At 47.8% G+C, this 21381-nt stretch carries 17 protein-coding genes, 1 pseudogene and 1 CRISPR repeat array; of the genes and pseudogenes, 7 read left to right on the forward strand and 11 right to left on the reverse strand.

The features are described from left to right. Window positions 1-208: 208 nt before the first annotated feature. Complete coding sequence (locus tag ABH897_RS16350) at window positions 209-1012, forward strand: GTP pyrophosphokinase (RefSeq protein WP_404592401.1); 804 nt, start codon at window positions 209-211, stop codon at window positions 1010-1012. 201 nt (window positions 1013-1213) lie between these two features. Here ABH897_RS16350 and thrS read toward each other — a convergent pair whose 3' ends face one another. From thrS to ABH897_RS16390, 8 genes are all read right to left on the reverse strand, one after another. Next, on the reverse strand, window positions 1214-3127 hold the full coding sequence (thrS, locus tag ABH897_RS16355; protein ID WP_404592402.1) for a threonine--tRNA ligase: 1914 nt from the start codon (window positions 3125-3127) through the stop codon (window positions 1214-1216). 580 nt (window positions 3128-3707) lie between these two features. Continuing rightward, a CRISPR array of direct repeats spans window positions 3708-4208; the repeat unit is 32 nt; unit sequence ATTTCAATCCACGCACTCATGTAGAGTGCGAC. A gap of 700 nt (window positions 4209-4908) precedes the next feature. Then, window positions 4909-6945: a transketolase gene (gene tkt, locus ABH897_RS16360; RefSeq protein WP_404592403.1), complete on the reverse strand. Its 2037-nt coding sequence runs from the start codon at window positions 6943-6945 to the stop codon at window positions 4909-4911. Window positions 6946-7034: 89 nt separating this feature from the next. Continuing rightward, the gene (locus ABH897_RS16365; RefSeq protein ID WP_404592404.1) at window positions 7035-8315 is read right to left on the reverse strand and encodes a class II D-tagatose-bisphosphate aldolase non-catalytic subunit; all 1281 of its coding nucleotides are present in this window, start codon (window positions 8313-8315) and stop codon (window positions 7035-7037) included. A gap of 155 nt (window positions 8316-8470) precedes the next feature. Further along, entirely contained in the window at window positions 8471-9520 is a 1050-nt protein-coding gene (locus tag ABH897_RS16370) for a PTS fructose transporter subunit IIC (RefSeq protein WP_404592405.1), read from the reverse strand. Window positions 9521-9557: 37 nt separating this feature from the next. After that, window positions 9558-9872, reverse strand: coding sequence for a PTS fructose transporter subunit IIB (locus ABH897_RS16375; protein WP_404592406.1), 315 nt, complete (start codon window positions 9870-9872; stop codon window positions 9558-9560). A gap of 55 nt (window positions 9873-9927) precedes the next feature. Then, window positions 9928-10377, reverse strand: coding sequence for a PTS sugar transporter subunit IIA (locus tag ABH897_RS16380; protein WP_404592407.1), 450 nt, complete (start codon window positions 10375-10377; stop codon window positions 9928-9930). Window positions 10378-10379: 2 nt separating this feature from the next. Further along, entirely contained in the window at window positions 10380-12356 is a 1977-nt protein-coding gene (locus ABH897_RS16385; protein WP_044646553.1) for a BglG family transcription antiterminator, read from the reverse strand. 156 nt (window positions 12357-12512) lie between these two features. Then, on the reverse strand, window positions 12513-13322 hold the full coding sequence (locus ABH897_RS16390; RefSeq protein WP_044646552.1) for a histidinol-phosphatase HisJ family protein: 810 nt from the start codon (window positions 13320-13322) through the stop codon (window positions 12513-12515). A gap of 68 nt (window positions 13323-13390) precedes the next feature. Here ABH897_RS16390 and ABH897_RS27555 point away from each other — a divergent pair. The 3 genes and pseudogenes from ABH897_RS27555 to ABH897_RS16400 form a co-directional block, all read left to right on the forward strand. Then, window positions 13391-13744: pseudogene (locus ABH897_RS27555) on the forward strand (hypothetical protein); the annotation flags it as partial. A 355-nt stretch (window positions 13745-14099) separates the two neighbouring features. Continuing rightward, the gene (locus ABH897_RS16395; RefSeq protein WP_283654493.1) at window positions 14100-14654 is read left to right on the forward strand and encodes a TetR/AcrR family transcriptional regulator; all 555 of its coding nucleotides are present in this window, start codon (window positions 14100-14102) and stop codon (window positions 14652-14654) included. 12 nt (window positions 14655-14666) lie between these two features. Beyond that, the gene (locus ABH897_RS16400) at window positions 14667-15095 is read left to right on the forward strand and encodes a DUF3995 domain-containing protein (RefSeq protein WP_283654492.1); all 429 of its coding nucleotides are present in this window, start codon (window positions 14667-14669) and stop codon (window positions 15093-15095) included. Window positions 15096-15299: 204 nt separating this feature from the next. On the opposite strand, the gene ABH897_RS16405 is transcribed toward ABH897_RS16400, so the two are convergent. After that, window positions 15300-16451, reverse strand: coding sequence for a glycosyltransferase (locus tag ABH897_RS16405; RefSeq protein WP_404581153.1), 1152 nt, complete (start codon window positions 16449-16451; stop codon window positions 15300-15302). 176 nt (window positions 16452-16627) lie between these two features. Next, window positions 16628-17050 (reverse strand): MarR family winged helix-turn-helix transcriptional regulator, encoded by a 423-nt coding sequence (locus ABH897_RS16410; protein ID WP_404581152.1) that lies wholly within the window; start codon window positions 17048-17050, stop codon window positions 16628-16630. A gap of 168 nt (window positions 17051-17218) precedes the next feature. Between ABH897_RS16410 and ABH897_RS16415 the strand changes: the two genes are divergently transcribed. Both ABH897_RS16415 and ABH897_RS16420 read left to right on the forward strand, forming a co-directional pair. After that, a complete protein-coding gene (locus tag ABH897_RS16415) occupies window positions 17219-18688 on the forward strand; it encodes an MFS transporter (RefSeq protein WP_283654489.1) in 1470 nt (489 codons plus the stop codon). 139 nt (window positions 18689-18827) lie between these two features. Next, a complete protein-coding gene (locus tag ABH897_RS16420; RefSeq protein WP_283654488.1) occupies window positions 18828-19328 on the forward strand; it encodes an NUDIX domain-containing protein in 501 nt (166 codons plus the stop codon). A gap of 90 nt (window positions 19329-19418) precedes the next feature. On the opposite strand, the gene ABH897_RS16425 is transcribed toward ABH897_RS16420, so the two are convergent. After that, the gene (locus tag ABH897_RS16425; protein ID WP_404519778.1) at window positions 19419-20495 is read right to left on the reverse strand and encodes a Gfo/Idh/MocA family protein; all 1077 of its coding nucleotides are present in this window, start codon (window positions 20493-20495) and stop codon (window positions 19419-19421) included. 418 nt (window positions 20496-20913) lie between these two features. On the opposite strand from ABH897_RS16425, the gene ABH897_RS16430 reads away from it, so the two are divergent. Further along, entirely contained in the window at window positions 20914-21345 is a 432-nt protein-coding gene (locus ABH897_RS16430) for a hypothetical protein (RefSeq protein WP_283654486.1), read from the forward strand. Window positions 21346-21381: the final 36 nt, after the last annotated feature.

Raw genomic sequence — 21381 nt, forward strand, 5'->3', positions numbered from 1 at the left:
TGTAATTTTTTTAAAATGCTTCGAATCAACATTTCGGTAATTATACATCGGTTTACTCGGTTTTACAATATGAATTGTTATCCTTTTTTTCTTCCCGCAGCCTCTTCTCCTTTGCCTGTAGGTTTTGACATAGTGTACAATATATACGGTAGTGCATATTTACGAAATAGATCGAGGACATCGTAAGCCTCAATTAGGAGAATGGCCTGTGAATGAACCGGATTGGAAGCACTTGAATGCTGTCCCTTTGCCCTTACAGGAATTTCAGCTACAGCTGGAGCAGAACGGAGTTAACGCCAAGCAACTGGAGGAATGGAGAAAAATCCCTGTCCTTTATCAGTTGGCTCTGGAGGAATTAAAGAACAAAATTAAGCTGATTCAGACGGAATGGAAACTGTTGGACGGCTTTAGCCCGATTGAGCATATCAAGACCCGAATCAAAGAGCCTCACAGCATTGTGGAAAAGGTTCGGCGCAAAGGGTATGAGGTCACCCTGGACAATATATTGCGTGAAATTCATGATATCGCGGGAATGCGGGTCGTGTGTGCTTTTGTTAAAGATATTTACCGCCTGATGGATCATCTGCGTACACGGGAAGACATCCGTATTCTGGAGGTCAAGGACTATATTGAGCAACCCAAGCCCAACGGCTATCAGAGCCTTCATGTGATTGTAGAAGTTCCCCTGATTCTGTTTGAAGGTACGCGCTGGATCAAGGTTGAAATTCAGCTCCGCACACTGGCTATGGATTTCTGGGCCAGCATGGAGCATATTTTGTACTATAAGTTCGATAAGAAAGTGCCTGAGCATGTCGTTAACGGATTATCCGAGGCTGCGCGTGCAACCTATGAACTGGATCAGAAAATGCTAAAACTACGCGGCGAAATCTTGTCGCTCAGCGAGGAACAGGAGCAAGAAGAATCCCCCGAGCAGCCAACTGCTGCGGAATCCTCTTCGAAGACACTCTCCCTCGCCACGGATCACATCGAATCCCGGCCACAGACCTGCTAGACATTGGTATATATGATCCTTGAACATTGGGCTGAGGCGTCAACAGCCTCGATTCAGCTTCAGCATTGCTAATTATGCATTATGAGGATTTTACAAAATCCTGATTATTAAATTAAGAGCGCTCAAAACCACTTTTATCGTGGCTTGAGCGCTCTTTTGCTCTATATTTTTTTGTCTTGCTCTATTTCTTTTATTCAGAGCTTACTGCTTCTCGCGAATCTCTGTGCTGATTTTCTCAACGATGTCCGCAATGCTGAGTGATCCCAGATCGCCTTCGCCGCGTTTACGAACCGCTACAGTACCGGATGTTTTTTCATTTTCCCCGATAACGAACATATATGGAACCTTCTCCAATTGCGCCTCGCGGATTTTATAACCAAGCTTCTCATTACGAGTATCCACTTCGACGCGCAGGCCCGCTTTCAGCAATGCATCCTGTATCTCATTGGCAGTCTCGATATAGTTCTCGGATACAGGCAGCAGCTTCGCATGTACAGGGGCCAGCCACAATGGGAATGCACCTGTAAAATGCTCAGTCAGGATGCCCATGAAGCGGTCAATCGAACCGTAGATGGCACGGTGAATGACGACTGGACGGTGCTTCTGGTTGTCCTCGCCCACATAAGTAAGGTCAAACTTCTCAGGCATTTGGAAGTCTAATTGGATCGTTCCGCACTGCCAGCTGCGTTTGAGCGCATCGAGAATGTGGAAGTCAATTTTCGGACCGTAAAACGCTCCATCTCCCGCATTAATACGGTAGCTGATGCCGAGATGATCCAGCACGTTTTGCAGAGCTTGTTCCGCTTGATCCCACAGCGCTGGCTCGCCCATAAAGTCATCCGGACGTGTGGACAGCTCCACTGTAAAATCAAAGCCAAACACACTATACATTTCGTTAATCAGCTTGATTACATCTGTAATCTCTTGCTCAATCTGACCCGGAGTAACGAAAATGTGCGCATCATCCTGACAGAATGTACGAACACGCATCATACCGTTCAACGCACCGGACAGCTCATGGCGATGCACTTGTCCAAATTCGGATATACGAATCGGCAGATCGCGGTAAGAATGAAGCTCATTTTTAAACACGAGCATATGCCCCGGGCAGTTCATCGGTTTCAGAGCAAATGTAGTTTCATCGACTTCGGAGAAGTACATGTTTTCCTTGTAATGCTCATAGTGTCCTGATTGTTCCCACAGACGGTTGTTCATCATCAGCGGTGTGCGTACTTCCTCATAGCCATGCAGGCGTTGAATTTCACGGGAGTAATCCTCAAGCGCAGTACGGACAACCATACCTTTAGGCAGGTAGAACGGCATGCCCGGTGCTTCTTCGGAGAACATGAACAGCTCCAGCTCTTTACCCAGCTTGCGATGGTCGCGTTTTTTCGCTTCTTCCAGCAAGTACAGATGCTCATCTAGCTGTGCTTTTTTCGGGAATGCAGTTCCGTAGATACGTTGCAGCATCTTGTTGTTGGAATCGCCTCTCCAGTATGCACCTGCTACACTCAGCAGTTTAAAAGCTTTAATGCGGCCTGTAGATGGCAAATGCGGCCCGCGACACAGGTCAAAAAATTCTCCCTGATCGTAGATCGTGATTTCTGCATCCTCTGGCAAATCGCGAATCAGTTCCAGCTTCAACGGATCTTCCAGCTCTCCGAAAATACGAGTTGCTTCCTCACGGCTAACGACACGACGTGTAATCAGCAGATTTTCCTGTGTAATCTTCGCCATTTCCTTCTCGATCTTTGCCAGATCGTCAACGGACAACGGGTTTTCAATATCAATGTCATAGTAGAAGCCGCTGTCAATGACCGGACCAATACCCAGCTTCACGTTTTTCTCGCCATAAATGCGTTTGAGGGCTTGTGCCAGCAAATGCGCTGTGCTGTGACGATAAATTTCCAGACCGTCCGCACTGTCCAGCGTAATAATTTCAAGGTCACTGTCCTGATCCAAAACGGTGTTCAGATCCACAGCCTTCCCATTCACTTTACCTGCGACTGCGTTCTTTTTCAGCCCGGAGCTGATCGAACCCGCCACGTCGGCGATCGTTACGCCCTGCTCGTACTCGCGTACGGCTCCATCCGGCAATTTCACTTGAATACTCACGATTAAAGCCTCCATTCAAATTGTAGGTTGCATGCTATATATCAAAATTGAACGCAAAAAAACGCCTCTCTCCCTCAAGGGACGAGTGCGTTCAGCTCGTGGTTCCACCCTAGTTCGGCCCGCTCCTGTGTGTACATTCATGTTCATTAAAACATGCTCATGCACGACATGCGTGACCCTCCATTGGTATCCGTTAACGGGGATAAATCGGTAGGCGCTTACTGATGTCACTGTCACATTGCACAGCTACATGTTCAACGTTACGGCTACAAAGGGGTAACTTCACATGCGGTTGCCGGAAAAGCTCTCAGCCTCGTCTTTTCTCTCTGAACGGCCCTTCAAGGAAATCATGTCTTTGGTCAATGCCTTGAGTATTACTATATGCTACAGCATTATAGATGAAACTTGCAGCTATTTCAAGAGGGTGTTTATGTAAGTAGTTGTTTTTCTGTGATAATGTCACTATGGGACAGGAGACAATCACATGAGAGTAAACAAGAATTGAAAAAGGTACTCGTCGTCGAAAAGATCATTGCAGGACACATGACCAACAACGAAAACAGAACAGCGAGCCGATGACATTTCAATCCACGCACTCATGTAGAGTGCGACTGAAAAAGTGGACTATATGTTTGGATCCTAGAAATTTCAATCCACGCACTCATGTAGAGTGCGACCACGTACACGGCGCCGGAGCATGATCAAGAACTTATTTCAATCCACGCACTCATGTAGAGTGCGACAAAAAAAATCGATAATGAAATTGTTTATTTAGATATTTCAATCCACGCACTCATGTAGAGTGCGACAGTAGAGGTTGTCCATAGAGTCGATGGGATAATGATTTCAATCCACGCACTCATGTAGAGTGCGACGTACCCGATCCCCTACCTGTATATCTGGCTCTGGATCATTTCAATCCACGCACTCATGTAGAGTGCGACCGCGGCTTCCGCTTGCGTCGCAAAAAAAGGTTCATGCGCTATTTCAATCCACGCACTCATGTAGAGTGCGACGCCGTGACGGATGCAGAAGCACCAGCAGCCAAAATTTCAATCCACGCACTCATGTAGAGTGCGACAGCGAAAAATGGGTAAAATGAGCTTAAGTTAAGCCCATCTTAGCGCATTTTGGACCAAATGACATCAGAATTAATAAGTTTGGAGCATCATTCGTTCACAACATGTTCACATTCGACATATTTTCGACAAAATCTGAGGTGCGAATGTCCCAGGGATTTCATGTGAGCTTGAGGTTCGCACCAGTTCGCTGCCTTCTGTATCCTTCCAAACAATATGAAATAATACGCAGCACTGTAACAAGTTGCTGTTCGCTCGTTTTCAGCACGGCTTGCAGCTTGGAGTGACCTGGTCCTTTACGGTGTGGAGATGAATTGCACTCCTTCTAAACTCAAATGAGAACTACTCTGCTTATATGCGAAATGGCGAGGGTATCCCCTACAGGTTGGAACATATCCTGTTGATCCCACTGCGCCCATCCTTCTTATGGCTGTCATTATCCGCGTGTTTCTGAGCGTGAGCTAAACCGGCAACAGAACAGTCTTGCGGCGCTCATCCTGAGTGAGCTACATATATGGCGGAGTACGCTTGTTGGGTTATAGTAAACGGTAAAATAAGCCACCTGTGTAGAGGTGGCTTAGGTGAAATCCTCACTCTTATATTGAGTGTTGCAGGAGCAATATACAAAAGTCTCAGGGCGAATGGGTGCTTCCAATCCACATTAAACTCATGCTGTTTAAGAACTCATAACAGGCTGCATCACTATAGCCTATCGAGCCCTACTATTTCAATTGCCTTCTTCACGTGCGACACTACATTGTCCACCGTAAAGCCATACTCCTGAATCAGTCGGTCACCCGGGGCCGACGCGCCAAAGCGGTCAATGCCCAGCATGGTGCCACGATCTCCCGTATAGCGTTCCCAGCCGAAGGAAGACGCCATTTCCAATGCAATTCGCGCCTCCACATCAGGAAGGATGACGGAATCCTGATAAGCCTGCTCCTGCTGCGTGAACAGCTCCCAGCTCGGCAGGCTGATGACGCGCACATGAATACCGTCTGCTGCCAGGGCAGCCTGAGCCCGTACCGCCAGTTGCACCTCGGAGCCTGTAGCCAGCAATTGTGCCACGGGACAGCCGTCCTGTGCTTCTGCCACTACATAGCCTCCGCGCCCGATACCTGTTCGGGCCTTCTCTAGATCAGGCACGGTCAAGGGTAGGTTTTGCCGGGTCAGCACCAGAGCGACGGGGCCTTCGTTGTGCTCCATGGCGTAAGCCCACGCTGCCGAGGTCTCATGGGCATCGGCAGGGCGAATGACCGTAAGCCCTGGAATAATCCGCAGGGAAGCCAGCTGCTCAATCGGTTCATGGGTCGGACCGTCCTCTCCGACGGCTATGCTGTCATGCGTCAGCACGTATACCACCGGCAGCTTCATTAATGCCGCAAGGCGAATCGCCGGACGCAGGTAATCCGTGAACACAAAGAATGTCCCGCCAAATACCTTCACCCCGCCATGCAAAGCCATTCCGTTCATGATGGCGCCCATGCCGAATTCCCTGATGCCGAAATAGATATTCCGGCCAGCATAATTACCGGGACGATACACTGATTCAGCATGCAGGTGCGTCATGGTGGAGCTCTCCAGATCCGCCGAGCCTCCCAACAGCCACGGCACAACCGGGCTGAGCGCGTTCAGGGCCTTACCTGAGGCAACCCGGGTGGACAGGGACATATTAGGCTCCGTATACTCCGGCAGGTGCTGGTCCCAGCCCTCCGGAAGCTGCCCGGATATGGCTTGTCTGAACTTCTGTGCCAGCTCCGGGAACTCTGCTTCATACAGGGCGAAGCTGCCGTCCCATTCCTGATTTGCGGCCACTCCGCGCCGCTTCACCTCCGCGAAGAATTGACGAACCTCCGCAGGAACGTGGAAATCCTCCTCATTGTGCCAGCCATAGGCTTGCTTGGTCAAGCGCGTTTCTTCCTGCCCAAGCGGCGAGCCATGAGGTCCGCCGTGGCCTCCCTTTCCTTGCTTGTTGGGACTGCCGTAGCCGATCACGGTCTTGACCTCAATCAATGTCGGACGAGCATCTCGCTTTCCCTCTTCAATCGCTGCGGCAATGGCAGACAGCTGATTCCCGTCCTCCACCAGCAGGGTATGCCAGCCGAAGGCCTCAAAGCGCTGCCGGACATTCTCCGAGAAGCTGAGACTCAGTTCCCCATCCAGGGAGATATCATTGGAATCGTACAGCACGATCAGCTTGCCCAGTTGCACATGTCCGGCCCATGAAGACGCTTCGGAAGAGACTCCTTCCATGAGGTCACCGTCACCACAAATAGCAAATGTGTAATGATCCAGCAGATTGTAGCCAGGTTTGTTATATATAGTCGCCATATGCGCTTCCGCAGCCGCCATACCCACCGCCATCGCAATACCTTGGCCTAGCGGGCCTGTGGTGGCATCCACTCCGGGAGTATGTCCGTACTCAGGATGTCCCGGCGTTTTACTGCCCCATTGCCGGAAGGACTGTATATCCTCCATGGATAGGTCGTAGCCGCATAGATGCAGCAGAGCGTACAGCAGCATGGACCCGTGTCCCGCCGACAATACAAACCGGTCGCGGTTGATCCATGAAGGGTTATCCGGGTTGTGGGTCATTGTCTTGGCAAAAAGCTGGTAGCCCATCGGTGCGCTGCCCATCGGCATGCCGGGATGTCCGGAGTTGGCCTTCTCGATAGCATCAATAGCCAGGGTACGAATCGTGTCTATAGACAGCTGGTCTATCTCCATCGAATTCAACATTGTATCTCTCCTTTACACAGAACGCGAACTCTACAATACGTTGTTAGTAGACTTCATGTAATGCTTTCACTGTTTATGAAGCGACCCCATCAGGCAAAGGCAGATAATTCGTTCATAATTTTGGCTGTACTTTCCTCCAGATTGAAGCCTTCAACATACACATTCAGCGAGCGCTTGATGCGGTTGATGACGAACCGTTCCCCGTCAATATGACCTTTCTTGAGGTTGTCGATCAGCAAGCCAATCTCCTGTTTGACGGATTCATTATTAAAGGTATAATGACCTGCAATATCGAGAATTTGCCGTGTAAGCTGCTCATTGCTGATAATTTCCTCATTGCTTAAATCACCTTCATTATTCGTCATCCATTTCTGCCACCTGCGGCATTGGATGGCCTCTTGCGCCAGCACCTGGCCTATATTCGATTTGGCGGAGATGACACCATCTGATAGGAGCTGCTCTTCTACCTTGGCCAGTTCCAGATAGGCCCGTGTCTCCTCCGTCCCGAATTGCGGTGCCACATTGGTAGCCGTGATTCCGGTAGCCTGATGCAGCAGCAAGATATCGTCGGCAATATAGTCACCATTATGCTCCTTCAAGCCCACACCCAGCTCTTTGGCCGCGTCAGCCAGCTTCAGTGCAATGCTGGAGTTGAAGGTGCCTACATTTTCGGTCTTTTTGACGAGTGTGCCTGTTTGACCGACGATGAAGATCGGTTTGGGCAATCCTTTTTCCTTGAGTATCTGATTCAGTTGTTTGATAAAAGCCGTGTAGCTATCTGTTGAGGTTAGCCCGCCGTTCGTTTCTTCAGTACCCACCTCATATCCAATTTCCGGTAATCCGCGCTTCAGGCGTTCTTCCTCGCAGTACGCTATCAATTCGACCGTTCTGGTTAGGACAAAGTCCATCGGTACGACCTTGCCCATCACATAAGGATCCTTGGTAGGGTCAATGTGGAGCAGATCGAAGCCGCTGACGATATCCTCCAGATAGGATTGCTTGCCAAACTTCATGGCCTCATCTACCTCCAGATGTTCGTTGCGCTCATTATCCCGCTGCCACGGTCCGCCGTGATCGCGGCAGATATAATAGAGACCGTCGAAGCCTACTTCTTCCGCCACCTCCGAGATCGCAGCGACGAAGGACTTCTGATCCCAGTTGCACACATAGCCTCCGCCAAGCTCGCGGGCATCAACCTGATTGCGGCTGGCAATGAACATGAGAGGGAAGCTCTTTTCCTTGCCCAATTCCAGACTGGCCTTGATCAGGTTGTAGGACATCGGTCCAATCCCGAGTAATGTTATCGGCTCCCCTTTTTCACGCAAATTCAGAACGGTGGTGACCACTTGGTTAATGCTGGGTTTTGTCATCTTAATCTCTCCTCTGTGAATGAATGTGAGTTAGTTTGCACATGATTCAAGTGTTCGGTTGAAGCACGGTAGACGTACGTAATGATTCCCTGGATATAGGACAGTTCCAGTACAGGAATACTCGGCACGTCAGTCTCCATAGGGGATAAGTTAGATCAAGGAGTGGCTTCGGTATCTGACGGAATATTCTTCTTCAGCAGGTTAACCATTAACGCCGTTACCAGAGTTCCGACTATAATGGCTACTACATACCACAGGCGTTCTCCAACAACCGGCAGTACAATAGGGCCACCGTGCGGAGCATGATCTGTTACCTTCGCCAGTGCACCGATTACGGCTCCGGTGGCAGACCCCAGCATGATGGAAGGAAGCACCCGAACAGGATCACCTGCCGCAAATGGTATGGCTCCTTCCGTGATGCCGATCATCCCCATGGCGAGTGCGGCTTTGCCTGATTCCCGTTCCTGCTCCGAATATTTACGCTTGTTCAGGAGTGTAGCCAGACCCATACCCAGTGGCGGTGTACAGATGGCTATGGCAATTATGCCCATTACAGTATAGACTCCCTCAGCCATCAGACCGAAAGCGAACATGCAGGCCACTTTGTTGATGGGTCCCCCCATATCAAAGGCAATCATACATCCGAGGATAATAGCCAGCAGTACCAGGCTGGAATCGGTCATGCCTGTCAAGGTGTCGGTAAGACCTGTCATCATCCAGGAAATGGGGCTGGCCAGCAGATAAATGTAGCCCAGACCAATAATCATGGAGCTGAGGATCGGAATGACGAAAATCGGCATGACTGGTCTCAGCATCGTCGGAACCTTCCAGGTCTTAATCCATTTCACCAGGAATCCGGCGGCCAAACCAAGAATAAGTGCTCCAAGGAAACCCGCCTTGACCCCGCTGCCTTCCAGCGGCGTATTAGCCAGGTACCCTCCAATCATGCCTGGTATTAGAGCTGGCTTGCCCGCGATCGAATAGGCAATGAAGCCCGCCAGAATCGGAATCATCATGGTAAAGCCCGCGACGCCGATGAAGTTGATATTTTTCATGAACTCGTTCGTAATGACCATACCTTTGTCGCTGGCCGTACCAGTAGCAAGTGACAGGGCAATGAATATGCCCCCGACGACAACTGCCGGAATCATGTAGGATACACCTGTCATCAAGTGATCCTTAAGCGCCTTAATTTTATCCTTCATCTGAATGCCCCCTTGTTGGACATAATATGGTGTATTTTCACTGCTGTTTGGCCAGTTGTTCCGCGTCAGAAATGACCTGGGCTGACTTGGAGATAGCGTCCTTGATCTCTACCTTCAGCACCGGCTTGCCTTCAAACCGCTCCAGCTTATCCACGGCACAGCCGACAGCCAGAATCACTACATCCGCTGCAGTGATGTCCTTCTTGCTCAATTCACTCTCAATGCCCATCGCGCCCTGTGTTTCAATCGAGATACTGTGTCCCAACTCCTTGGCCTTTTTCAGCAATGCAGACTGGGCCATGTACGTGTGGGCAATTCCGGTTGGACATGCTGTGATACCGACAATATTCATGGTGTTAGCCTCCTTGATCTGACTGATTTGATTTCTTGATTGATCTGATGCTGATTTACTCGTGAATTTGTCCCAGTAGGCCGTACACCTCGTTGACCGAATCCGACTGAAACAGCTTTTCCCGGAATTCTTCCTCCATAATGTTCCTGCTTAGATTAGCCAGAATCTTCAAATGAATATTGCCTGGATATTTTGGGGGTACCCCCAAGAGAAAAATGGTATTCACTGTAGCATCCTCTTCTTCATGGTTCCATACGATGGAATGCTTCAATTTGCCGTATACCACAAAAGGCTCCTTCACCGCTGAACTTTTCCCATGGGGAATTGCCACGGAATAACCTACGGAGGTAGGATATTCATCCTCCCTTAGTGAAACCGCTTGCAAATAGTTTTCCAAGGAATACAGCCTGCCCAGATCAAAAGCTCGTTGTCCCAGTTCCTGAATAGCCTCCTCCTTGTTCTCTGCCTCCACGTCCAGCAAAATCAATTGTTTGTCTATAACCATGTCTATTCCCCCTTTCCGGCAAGAAGCTCGTAGAGTCTTTGGTGATCCTGACAGATGCGCAGTCTGTTCATGTTGTAGTCGGAGTCCAGCAGATTGTACAGATCGTTCAGAATTTCCTTGGCCGAAAGTTCATCATCGAGCTTGAGTGCGATCAAGAATACGATATATACCTGCTCTCCTCCCCAATCCACTCCTTCGGGAATGGACATTACCGCGATCTTGGATTGGAGAACATGGTCCACCTCTCCATGCGGAATCGCTACTCCATTGCCGAGTGACGTAGGTGTAAGGGCCTCGCGTCTAAAGACGGTTGCTTCAAACTCACTGTTAATAAAACCCATTTCATGCATCCTATTAGTCAGGTTTGCGACCGCCTCTTCCCGGCTGCTCACCTTCGCTCCAGCCACACACAGCTCGGGAAGCAATACCCGAGACAAATATACGGGATTGTAGGTTTGCTTTTCTCGTTCGTACACATAATCCAGATAAAAGTAATTGATATTCTGAATATCTTTTTTGCTGACCAGCGGCGATATCGTAACTACGGGTGTGTCATCATGCAGTTCAATCGGAACGGTGGAGATCACAAAATCTATGCCTGCCAGGTCTGTTTGCTCGAATCGGCTTAATGGTAAAATGTCGGCAATCTGGATTTGGGGAACAAAGCGCTGGATTCTATTGGCAATTAGCTGCGACGTGCCGATCCCCCCGGAACACACAATGATGGTCTTCTTGATGCTAGCATTTCTCTCCATCGCCGCCTGAAAATGGATGGTGAGATATCCAATCTCATCCTCGTTCATGCGAATGCCGTAATTATGCTCGATGGAGGAGCTGATCAGACAGGTAGCAGCAAACATTGCCCCATACTGCTGCTTAATCTCGTCAAGGTGCGGATTCTTCACCCCGGAGGAATGCCGCAGCCGATGGATCATCGGCTTGATGTGCATCAAAAGCCCTTGATACAGTACTGTTTCTTCGCTGAAATCCACTTTCATCATTTCCGAAAATAGCCGAATCATATCCTTTACCAAAATCTTCATGTCCTCATCTACACTCTCAAGCCAGGCATCCTTGGAACTCACTAGCGGATTATCCATACCGGACGACATGAGATAGAAGTTAATGCACATCTTCTCTTTATCATTAATATCCACTTGAAAATGAAGGGCGATCTGGTCAGCTAGGGATTCCGCTACATTTGAAGCGTTTACAATAGTGGTATCGTCAAGCTCTATCTGTCGATTCAGCCTGAGTCTGTTCACAAGAATCAACAATTGAATCAACAGGTTCATATACGAATAGTCGTTAAAGCGGTATGACAGCATCTGCTCCGCATTGTTAACAATCCCTTCAATGTTCATCACCTCGTTGTCACCAAACAATCCGGCAAGCTTATTACGGGTTGCGGTGTTCAGGCGCCCACCTTTTGTGAGATTGTAAGGCTCTCCTGGGCCATCGGCCATTAGCATGACGACTGCGGCATACAGCGCTTTGCGGATATCCTCCTCCTTACCAGCGAGTTGCGTACCAATTCTGTTCTTGACGAGCGTCAGGTTATAATTGCTTCCCCAACGCTCTATCCATTCCAGATCGGCCACGATAGAAGTACGGCTTACATAATAGGCTTCCGACAATTTCTGAACGGAGGTTGTCTTCCCGGTACTTAGCATCTGCATGGCCATCTGGCATCTTCTGACCCCGGTGGACAACGGGTCATCCCCCTCACTGCCAGAGGCGGCCATATTCAACAATCGCAGCCTGGCTGATGCCGTAGCATGAAGCTGTATCCCAATGCCCGGCTGCTTATTCAGAGTGGCTTCCTTCCCGTCCAGTACATTTTTCAATTCATTCAAATCGTTATGGACTGTACGTTCAGAAACCTGCAGGGCTCGGGCAAATAATGATATCGGTCTGTACTCTGTTTCACTGATCAACATTTGCAGCAGCTTCTTCTGGCGAGAAGACAGATCGTTCATGTTCATTCTCCTTTTAGGCGAACTTCTGATAGCCTGAGCCTTATGCATCTCCTCTGTATGACTTGATTATAGATTTGCGACCATGATTCCTGAATACCAAAGCATTGCAACAAGTTCTTGAAAAAAGATAACTCTGCTTCGCTGCATTCAGCCCAGCTAATCCAGTTTCACAGCCATAGGCTTGCGGTTGGCATACGTAAATACGTAATGGAAGCCGCATTGTTTAGCCAGCGCATAAGCCTCCTTCAGATCGGCACCTGTGTCCTCCACCTTATGCGAGTCAGTGCCAATCGTCAGCAGTTCTCCCCCCAACTGCTTGTACAAGCGCAGTACCTCCGGCGAGGGAAAAGGACTACCCACTCCGCCCCGTATGCCCGAGGTATTGATCTCAATCCCGATGCCGCGGGATATGGCGGTCTTCAGCACCGTCTCCAGCAGCTCGGCATAGGCGGCAAAGGAATAATGTCCCACACTGCCGTGTGCATAACGCTTCAGCAGATCCAGGTGGGCAATGATATCGATGTCCGCATGCCGCACCAGATTCAGCACCTCTAGAAAGTAAGCTTCATACACGTCTACTCCAGTATGCTCATTCTCTTTCAGGAACGTCCGCAGCGTCTTCTCGTTCATGTTATGCACTGAGCCCAGAATCATATCCAGTGGCAAATCCCGCAGCTCATCAGCATATTCGTCCATCATCAGGTGAGGCTCACACAGCTCAATTCCGACCCGGATGGTCAATTGGGACGAGCAGGCCTCACGACAGGCTGTAATATTGTCAAAATAATCAGCAAAGCTCATATGTCCGTATGTCGGCAGCTTCGGATTCACCGCAAAATGCTCCGTAAAGCAGATTTCTGTCATACCCTGCTGCATGGCTGAGCGGCATACGTCAAACATATCCGCCTGCGAATCGAACGAATGGCGGGTATGTACGTGGTAGTCAGACAGGAAAAAGATTGTCATTTTAGTCACTCCACTCTGTTTTTGTCACAAGGATATAAATATTCACTAAAATCGTCAACTTACAATATATGGAACTGTTGTTCTTCTGTGATCATGTCACCCCGGGGCAGGGGGCAATCACATGGAGCAGACAAGAATTGAAAAAGGTACTCGTCGTCGAAAAGATCATTGCAGGACACATAACCAACTAGGAAGGAGCCATCGCGCTGGGGATTTCCGTTCGGAAAATCATCCAGCTGGAACACAAGTATCATTCAGAAGGGAGCACAGGGCCTGGCCCACAAAAATCGAGAAAAAAACCTATACATGCCTTGAGTGAGGATCTCAAGGATCGGGCCGGGGATCTCTAAAAGTCGAAGTATCACGGCAGTAATTGCTGCCATTTTGCCGAGTTGCTTGGGGAACATGAAGGCATCCAGCTTAAAAAGAAAAAGCAGCTCTGCGCAGCCACGCAAACCCGCATACTCGCATCCGTGGAAAGCCACGTATGCCCAAAAACAGCTTAAGCGTAACACAAAACAGAGCGTCTTCCAAGACGCAATGGATTCGTAACATGACTATTATTTCGAGGCCTCCTGGTAAGGCGGCCTTTATTCTAACAAGTGACATTTTCACAGACGATTGACAGAGGATGTTTATGTAAGTTTCACTCCTCACATTCATCATCTGGTGGTGAGAATGGATGTACATATATTTACACAACTCAAAAAACGCTGTAATATAACACCTATCTAGACGGTATCGTACAGAAAAAAAAGGAGAGAGGGGGAAGGAACGATGCCCAAAATCATTGTCACAGAAGAACAATGGATTCAGAAAGGAATTGAACGGTTTGAACAGGGCGGCATCGAGCAGCTCGTTATCGAAAAAATGGCCGTTTCCTTAGGATGCAGCAAGAGCAGTTTTTATTGGTATTTTGACAATCGCAGCAGCTATATTAGACAGATTGTTGAGACGTGGAAGGAACAGACAACACAGCGGGTTATTGCAGCGTCCATCATCCATGCTACCGCAGATGAGCGGATCAGAGACTTGCTGACCCGGATGTTCGGTACGACGAAACGGGGAGACTTCCTGTTTTATCTACGGAAACTGTCTTTGAGGGATGACACGTATCGCTCCATTCTGGATGAAGTGGAACAGATGAGAACGGAGTTTATGAAGCAGTTATTAATACAGCAGGGAATGCAGCCAGAGAAAGCCTTCCAGAGATCATGGATGTTGTACCATTATTACTTAGGGTGGTATGAGCGGCACAAACAAGAGACGTTAAGTGATGAAGCCATTCAGCAACATATTCACATGATTTGGACGGAGTGGATTTCAATTTAAGGAGGATGTCACATGTTGGAGTTACTTACATGGGCAGTTGGCGGAATTCTTTTGGTACTGAGCGGCATGCATGTATATTGGGTATTCGGTGGAAAAATTGGCATTAACGCAGCGATTCCAAGCACAGGAACAGATAGGCTCTTTGAGCCCTCCAAAATAGGTACAGCGATTGTAGCCATTTTACTAGCTTTAGCCGCTTGGTTCATCTTGGAACTAGGGGGAGTTACACAATTCCTGCTTTTCAACTCCTTCTATTCCTACGGAGCAGGCTTGTTATCGTGTTTATTTATTTTACGTTCTATAGGTGATTTCAAATGGGTAGGGTTCTTCAAGAGAAAGAAAGGAACCGTTTTTGCAAAATGGGACAGTGTGCTCTATTCCCCCCTTTGTTTCCTTTTGGGAACAGCCATTTTAATGATTATGTTCCTGCGTACGGAGTAAACACGGTCTGTAGTCATATTGAATCTGTCTCTACACTCGCAGAAGCTTATTTGTCGTTATCTTCGGACAGGGGTTCGACTCCCCTCATCTCCATTTTGCTAAATCCACAATCGAGTGAGATTGTGGATTTTTCATTTCCTGAATTACCTTCACACAATAGGGAAGATGTGATGGGTATGAGCTGCACGTTGAAAACGAGCAACACTACTCTACCAGCTTTTCAGACTTCAGCACCATGTCTCGTAACACGTGAGCGACTCGACTTTTCCCACTCTTTGCTTTCTTTTTTATCCATCGCAATGATTTTTTGTATGCATGAGTATGGTTTTGATAATAGAACTGCTTGGCTGCAATTCGCAGTGTTCTCCTCAACAACAGCGCTGACGAACGTGTTTGCTTGGATCGGCTTCCACTGCGCAGTACCCGCAACGTATTTTTGTAAGTCTCCAAATCCAGGGATGGATGTACAAGGGCGAATAAATTTAACGAGGAGTCATTAAATCCGTAGGTTTTAAACATAATTTTCAGATTTTCCGTATTTAAAACGTTTCCTCTGAGGTGGGTTGGATGCTCCTGGTGATATCCGACTACCTCTTTCATGCAATAAAAAGGGATTTTCAATCGATGCAGCCTGTAGCCAAGGTCCCAGTCTTCGAGTCCATAGAGTACAAACCGTTCATTGAAACCTCCAATACGAGCCAAATGGCTGCGTCTGATGGATACACAACGTGTAACTAATAACGTCCAAGAAGCTACATCCGTTTTGACAAATTGCTTTTTGACATTTGGGGGAACTCTGGAAGGGATCATAACCTTGGACAATGCATCCGTTTGATGAAGGATATCTTCTGGCGTTATTAACGGAATAATTTCATTCGCTGCTTCAAAGTCCGCACTCCATAGGTTGGATTGTGTAAGTGTATTACGAAAATGTTCTTTTTCCGCAGGGGAAAAGTCAGGGTAATAATGGGTATAAGCATCATCCCACGAGTGAGGGAAGCCTGAAAGCACGGATTTGGGATATTTACGGTGATAACGGCTCACGATTCTAATAAAATCAGGTAACACCAAAAAATCAGCGTCGCAGAAAATGATGTATAGCCCTTTGGCACGGCGCAGTCCCAAATTTCGAACGGCAGATCGACCGCGTTGTTCTGGATGGGACACATAGATAAGAGGATAGGATGCTTTGAAGCCTTCGACCATTTCTTTCGTTCCATCTGTAGAACCGTCATCAGCTACAATCACTTCGAATAGATGCTTCGAATAGGTTTGTGTTTCAAATGAAGTGAGCGTGAGCAACAGCTGCTGGGCTCGATTATAGGTTGGAATGACGATGCTGTAGCGGATAGCCAATGTGATCTCCTCCCCATTTTTTAGAAAACCTTTAAATAAGATGAATGATAACAATATATTCAATGACTTTAGCCTGGTATAGTCAAACACCCTCTAAAGATTGAAACAGGCTTGATTTTATTGGAGATGTATGTTGGAGCCGATGGGGGAGTGGCCAATGATTCCGCTGTATACCTTTATTCACCAGGGTCTATACTAATCTTTTGCAGCAGGGCGATAAGCAGGTCTTCTTCCTCATCAGATAAATTATGTACAAGATCAGCATTGAACTCATCCAAGATTCCTTGCAGGACAGGATAAAATTCTAATGCCTTGGCCGTTGGGAACAAAAGATGGGAGCGACGATCATTCGGGTCCGTTTCTCGCTCAATGTAACCCGATTCCTCCAATTGTTTCACAGAACGCGCAGTGGTTGCTTTGTCAAATTTGAGTTCATTCGTCAACTGTTCCTGTGTAATGCTCGGACGCCGCAAAATAAGCTTTAAAAAGCTGTGTTGGCCCCCGCTACCGATCCCATAAGGAGCCAGTTTTTTGGACAGTATTTTTTGATTTCGCCGGTACAGGTGGGAAATCAGCTTTCCAATCGGTTTTTTTCTCATTAAATAAATACACCTCAGTGGCTTAAAAATGGCAAATCTTCAGGTGGGACCAAGGCAAATTTTACAACAATATTGTTGCATGCGCAACTAATTTGCTGTACACTAGAACCGTCATTTAGTTGCGTGTGCAACTAAATAGTAATGGTCAACGATGAAGAGGTGCTAATCATGAGTTCAACCGCTACAGCTGCCGCAACGTATCAGGAAAATAGCGAAATCCAGAAGAAACGTTGGATGATTTTGATTGTATTGAATCTGTTTACGTTTATGTCCACGCTGGATGGAAGCATCGTCAATATTGCTCTACCCGTGTTGTCCCGCACGCTAAATTTACCCGTAGCACAGATTGAATGGGTCACAACAGCCTATTTGATGGCTATATGTACAGCCATTTTATTTTTTGGCAAGCTTGGAGATATTGTAGGCAAAATTAAAATATTCAAGATCGGCACGATCGTGTTCATCCTTGGCTCACTGCTGTGCGGTCTCAGTCATTCGTTGCCCATGCTGCTGATCTCCCGAATCATTCAGGCGCTCGGAGCATCCATGACCATGGCCAACAGCCAGGGAATCGTCACGGATATCTTCCCTTCCACTGAACGAGGCAAGGCACTCGGCCTAATCGGAACCTTCGTTTCCCTCGGCAGTATCGCGGGACCCAGCTTGGGTGGTATTATCGTCTCTTCGCTAGGCTGGCAATATATCTTCTGGGTCAATGTACCGATTGGTCTGGTGGCCGTTTTTCTCGGCTGGAAGCTGCTGCCAAAGGATCTGATCAAGGTGAAAGACAAGATCGACGTTCCCGGCAGTCTGGTGTTTGCGGTTTTTATCCTCACTTTGTTCGCCGGATTACTACTGGGACAACAGGTCGGATATGGGGACAGCCGCATCATTGCTTTGCTGGTAATTGCCGTGATTGCTTTTGCGGTATTCCTTCGGGTGGAAATTCGCCGTCCACAGCCGTTGTTGCAGCTCGCTTTATTCAAGAATCCGTTGTTCTCGCTCAGTATTCTGTGCGCTTTTCTCGTATTCGCCGCTAACTTCTGCTTTAATATCATTTCGCCTTTCTATGCGCAGAATATGCTGAACTTGTCGCCTTTTTATGCAGGGTTCCTGCTGATGCTGTTTCCAATCTCCATGGTTATCGTTGCCCCTCTCAGCGGTGCGCTTTCAGATAAAATCGGGTCTGAACTGCTCACCTTTGCCGGACTGGTAGTCATGGTAGTCGCCCAGATTGGCTTGGCTCGTCTCCATGCAGGCAGTCCCGTTCCGTTCGTGGGTCTTTGGATCGCTATGCTGGGTATCGGCAGTGGTTTATTCCAATCGCCGAACAATTCGCTAATCATGTCCAAGGTGCCCCGCACGCAGCTCGGCTCAGCCGGGAGTGTCAATTCACTGGTCCGCAACGTCGGCATGGTGGTGGGGATTACCTTAGCCACGTCGATCCTGTTTTATATCATGAGCAAAGAGGCTGGCTATCGAGTCACCGGGTTGGTTCCAGGTCACCCGGAAATTTTTCTATCAGGAATGCATGTGGTCTTTATGACTTCCGCGTCCATTTGTCTGGTGGCGGCACTGCTGACAGGCTGGCGGCTGATCGGGTCCAGACGGGCAAAGGTACAGAAGGAAAAGCAATAAAGGAGTCGAGAGGAACGAAAACGCGCATAGACAGAATAGTTATTGTGGAATTAAGATGATGAGTATTCCGTACGAAGTACGAACATGGAATAACAAGCAACATTTACAATTTGAAAATGTGATATAAGGTGGCGCTTAGATGAAGTATTGCTATGAATGTGGAACAAAACTAATCGTGAAGGAGTGTGAAGGCGAAGGCCCTATTCCCTATTGCAATACATGTCAGGTCTTTCGGTTCCCGATATTCAGCACTGCAATTAGCACCGCTGTAATCAATCGGCAGAGAAATAAAGTGTTGCTCATACAGCAGTACAATATCAAGGATTTTATTTTGCTGGCTGGTTATGTGAACAAGGGGGAATCCGCCGAGCAGACATTGGTGCGCGAGGTTATGGAAGAAGTGGGATTGCAAGTGGATGAGTATACATATATGCGCAGCGAGTATTTTGAACGAACCCATACACTGATGCTGAATTTTGTATCCATTGTGAACGATGACAAACTGGATGCTCTCAGTGCAGAGGTAGACCAAGCACGTTGGTTTACGCTGGAGGAAGCCAAGCAGGTTATTTTGAAAAACAGCTTGGCTGAATCCTTCCTGCTGACCATTATTCAACAGATCGAAGCAGGATTCATTTGAACTGATGCAAACCGAGCGGAACTGTGATCCGCAAGAGGGTCACTCCTTTCAGGACTCCATCTTATGGGCCACAGTTTGGTATGCTTGCCCCTACACTTCCACTAAACGTCCGTTCTCTTTCCAGGATTGCAGTATTTGTTCGAGGACCCACTGGTTTTTGTAGCCGTCCTCGAACAATGGGGCACGATCCACGGACTCTCCCCTTGTCAGCTTAACAAAGTCTCCATAGGCCGTATGATCATAGATTGCAGGGACAGCCCAAGACTCGTATTCGGCATCCGGGTGCTCCAAATCTCGCAGCACAATGCGGACATTTTCCCGGTTGTTGAGACTGGCGTGCAGCGCACCGAGCTCGCCATAGATATCAACTTCGATATCGTGGCGTTTGCCAATGGCATTTTTGTGGGTGATGAACGTGCCGACGGTATTATCCCCTATGATTCCATGGAAAGCAGCGAAGTCTTCCACATCTACTTTTACAGGCAGACCTGTGACCGGATCAGGCCGCTCGGGTGTAATCGTATGTAGCAGCGCCGCGACGCTTTTAAATTCACCCACCAGAAAACGGGCCAGGTCAATAATATGCGAGGCTGTATCGCCCACGACTCCGGAGCCTGCCTTCGCTAAATTATGGCGCCATGTATACGGATGTTGACGATATGGTGAGAATGCATCCATCAGATACCGAAATTGAATGTTATAGATGTTGCCCAGCTTGTGTTCATCCAGCAATTGCTTGGCATATTGGAAAGCAGCGCCGTAACGATGCTTATAATGAACCAGAAAAGGCACCGGGTTCGCTGTATACAGCTTTTTCAACTGATCCGCTTCCTCCCACGTGAGTGTCAACGGTTTTTCCGCCAGAACGGCTTTGTGTTCTTCCAGAGCAATACGAATAATGTCAAAATGCACATCGTTGGGTGTCAGCGACAGAATCGCATCCACCTCCGGGTCACGGATTAAGGCTTCATAATGGGGATATTGCTTGGAAGCAGGCAGTTGCAATTGCTTACCCAGCAGTTGAAGGCGATTGGGGTTCACATCACTAATGGCCACAATAGAAACCCCCGAGATGGTTTGCAGGGATCTAATGTGATATTCAGCGATAAGGCCCAGGCCGATGACACCCATATGAATGGGTTTGGTTGGGGAGATGGAGGTACTCATGTGATCAGAATTCCCTTCTCTTCAATTTGGCTTTTATGACTGCATTAAATTCCTTTTTGCTATGCAGTATCACCCGTAGCTTTGCAGAATAGTCCCCGCAGAATCGATAGTTATCCATAAAATAAAAAGACCTACAATTCCGCTGTGCGGTTTTGCAGATCCTTTTCACACCTTCTCTATACCAATTCACATTAAAAATGTACCTACCTGTTCAATTTTTAGAAGATAATCCGGAAGAGTTATTACCCGGACTCGTCACGATCATGGAGACATCTTCGCTTCATTCGGTTAATGTAGATGATCTACTTGAAAGATTCTCAGAAAAAATTAAGGATTTTGGAAATCTCGAAGACGCTACAAATAGAACTCACTATTTTAGATTGTTATATCATCGGGCTATTTACTATGCTAAACATCTATGCAAGAAGAGAAGCGGCAATTTGAGCAGTTCCCTAGCAGGCAGGACAATATTAGGCAGGCGTATGAGAAGGGGGAAATTTCAACGACGATCGCTCTGAATAAAATAGTCATTCCAGCAACTCGTGTTGTTTCTGACATTGAGTTTATCGCCAAGCAGGTTATTTTAATCAAGGCAGGAAAACTTGTCTTGCAGGAGGAGCCCCAGCAGATTTTGGAGCGTATGAAAGAAAAAGTATTTGAAGTGCAGATAGAAGAAAACGCCTTGGCTCATGTGCAAGAGCAATATAAAGCAAGCAATATTACAAGTGAAAACGGCGGTGTCTGTGTTCGAATCGTTAGTGATAGCAAGCCGATAGAAGGGGATGTGCGATCCGTAAAGCCGAATTTGGAGGATGTTTATTTATATATGTTTGATCAGGATTCGAATTAGAATTTAGGCTCACGTCATGGTATCATCCCTGTCCAG

The sequence above is a fragment of the Paenibacillus sp. RC73 genome (assembly GCF_044908085.1).
Classification (GTDB): Bacteria; Bacillota; Bacilli; order Paenibacillales; family Paenibacillaceae; genus Paenibacillus; species Paenibacillus terrae_A.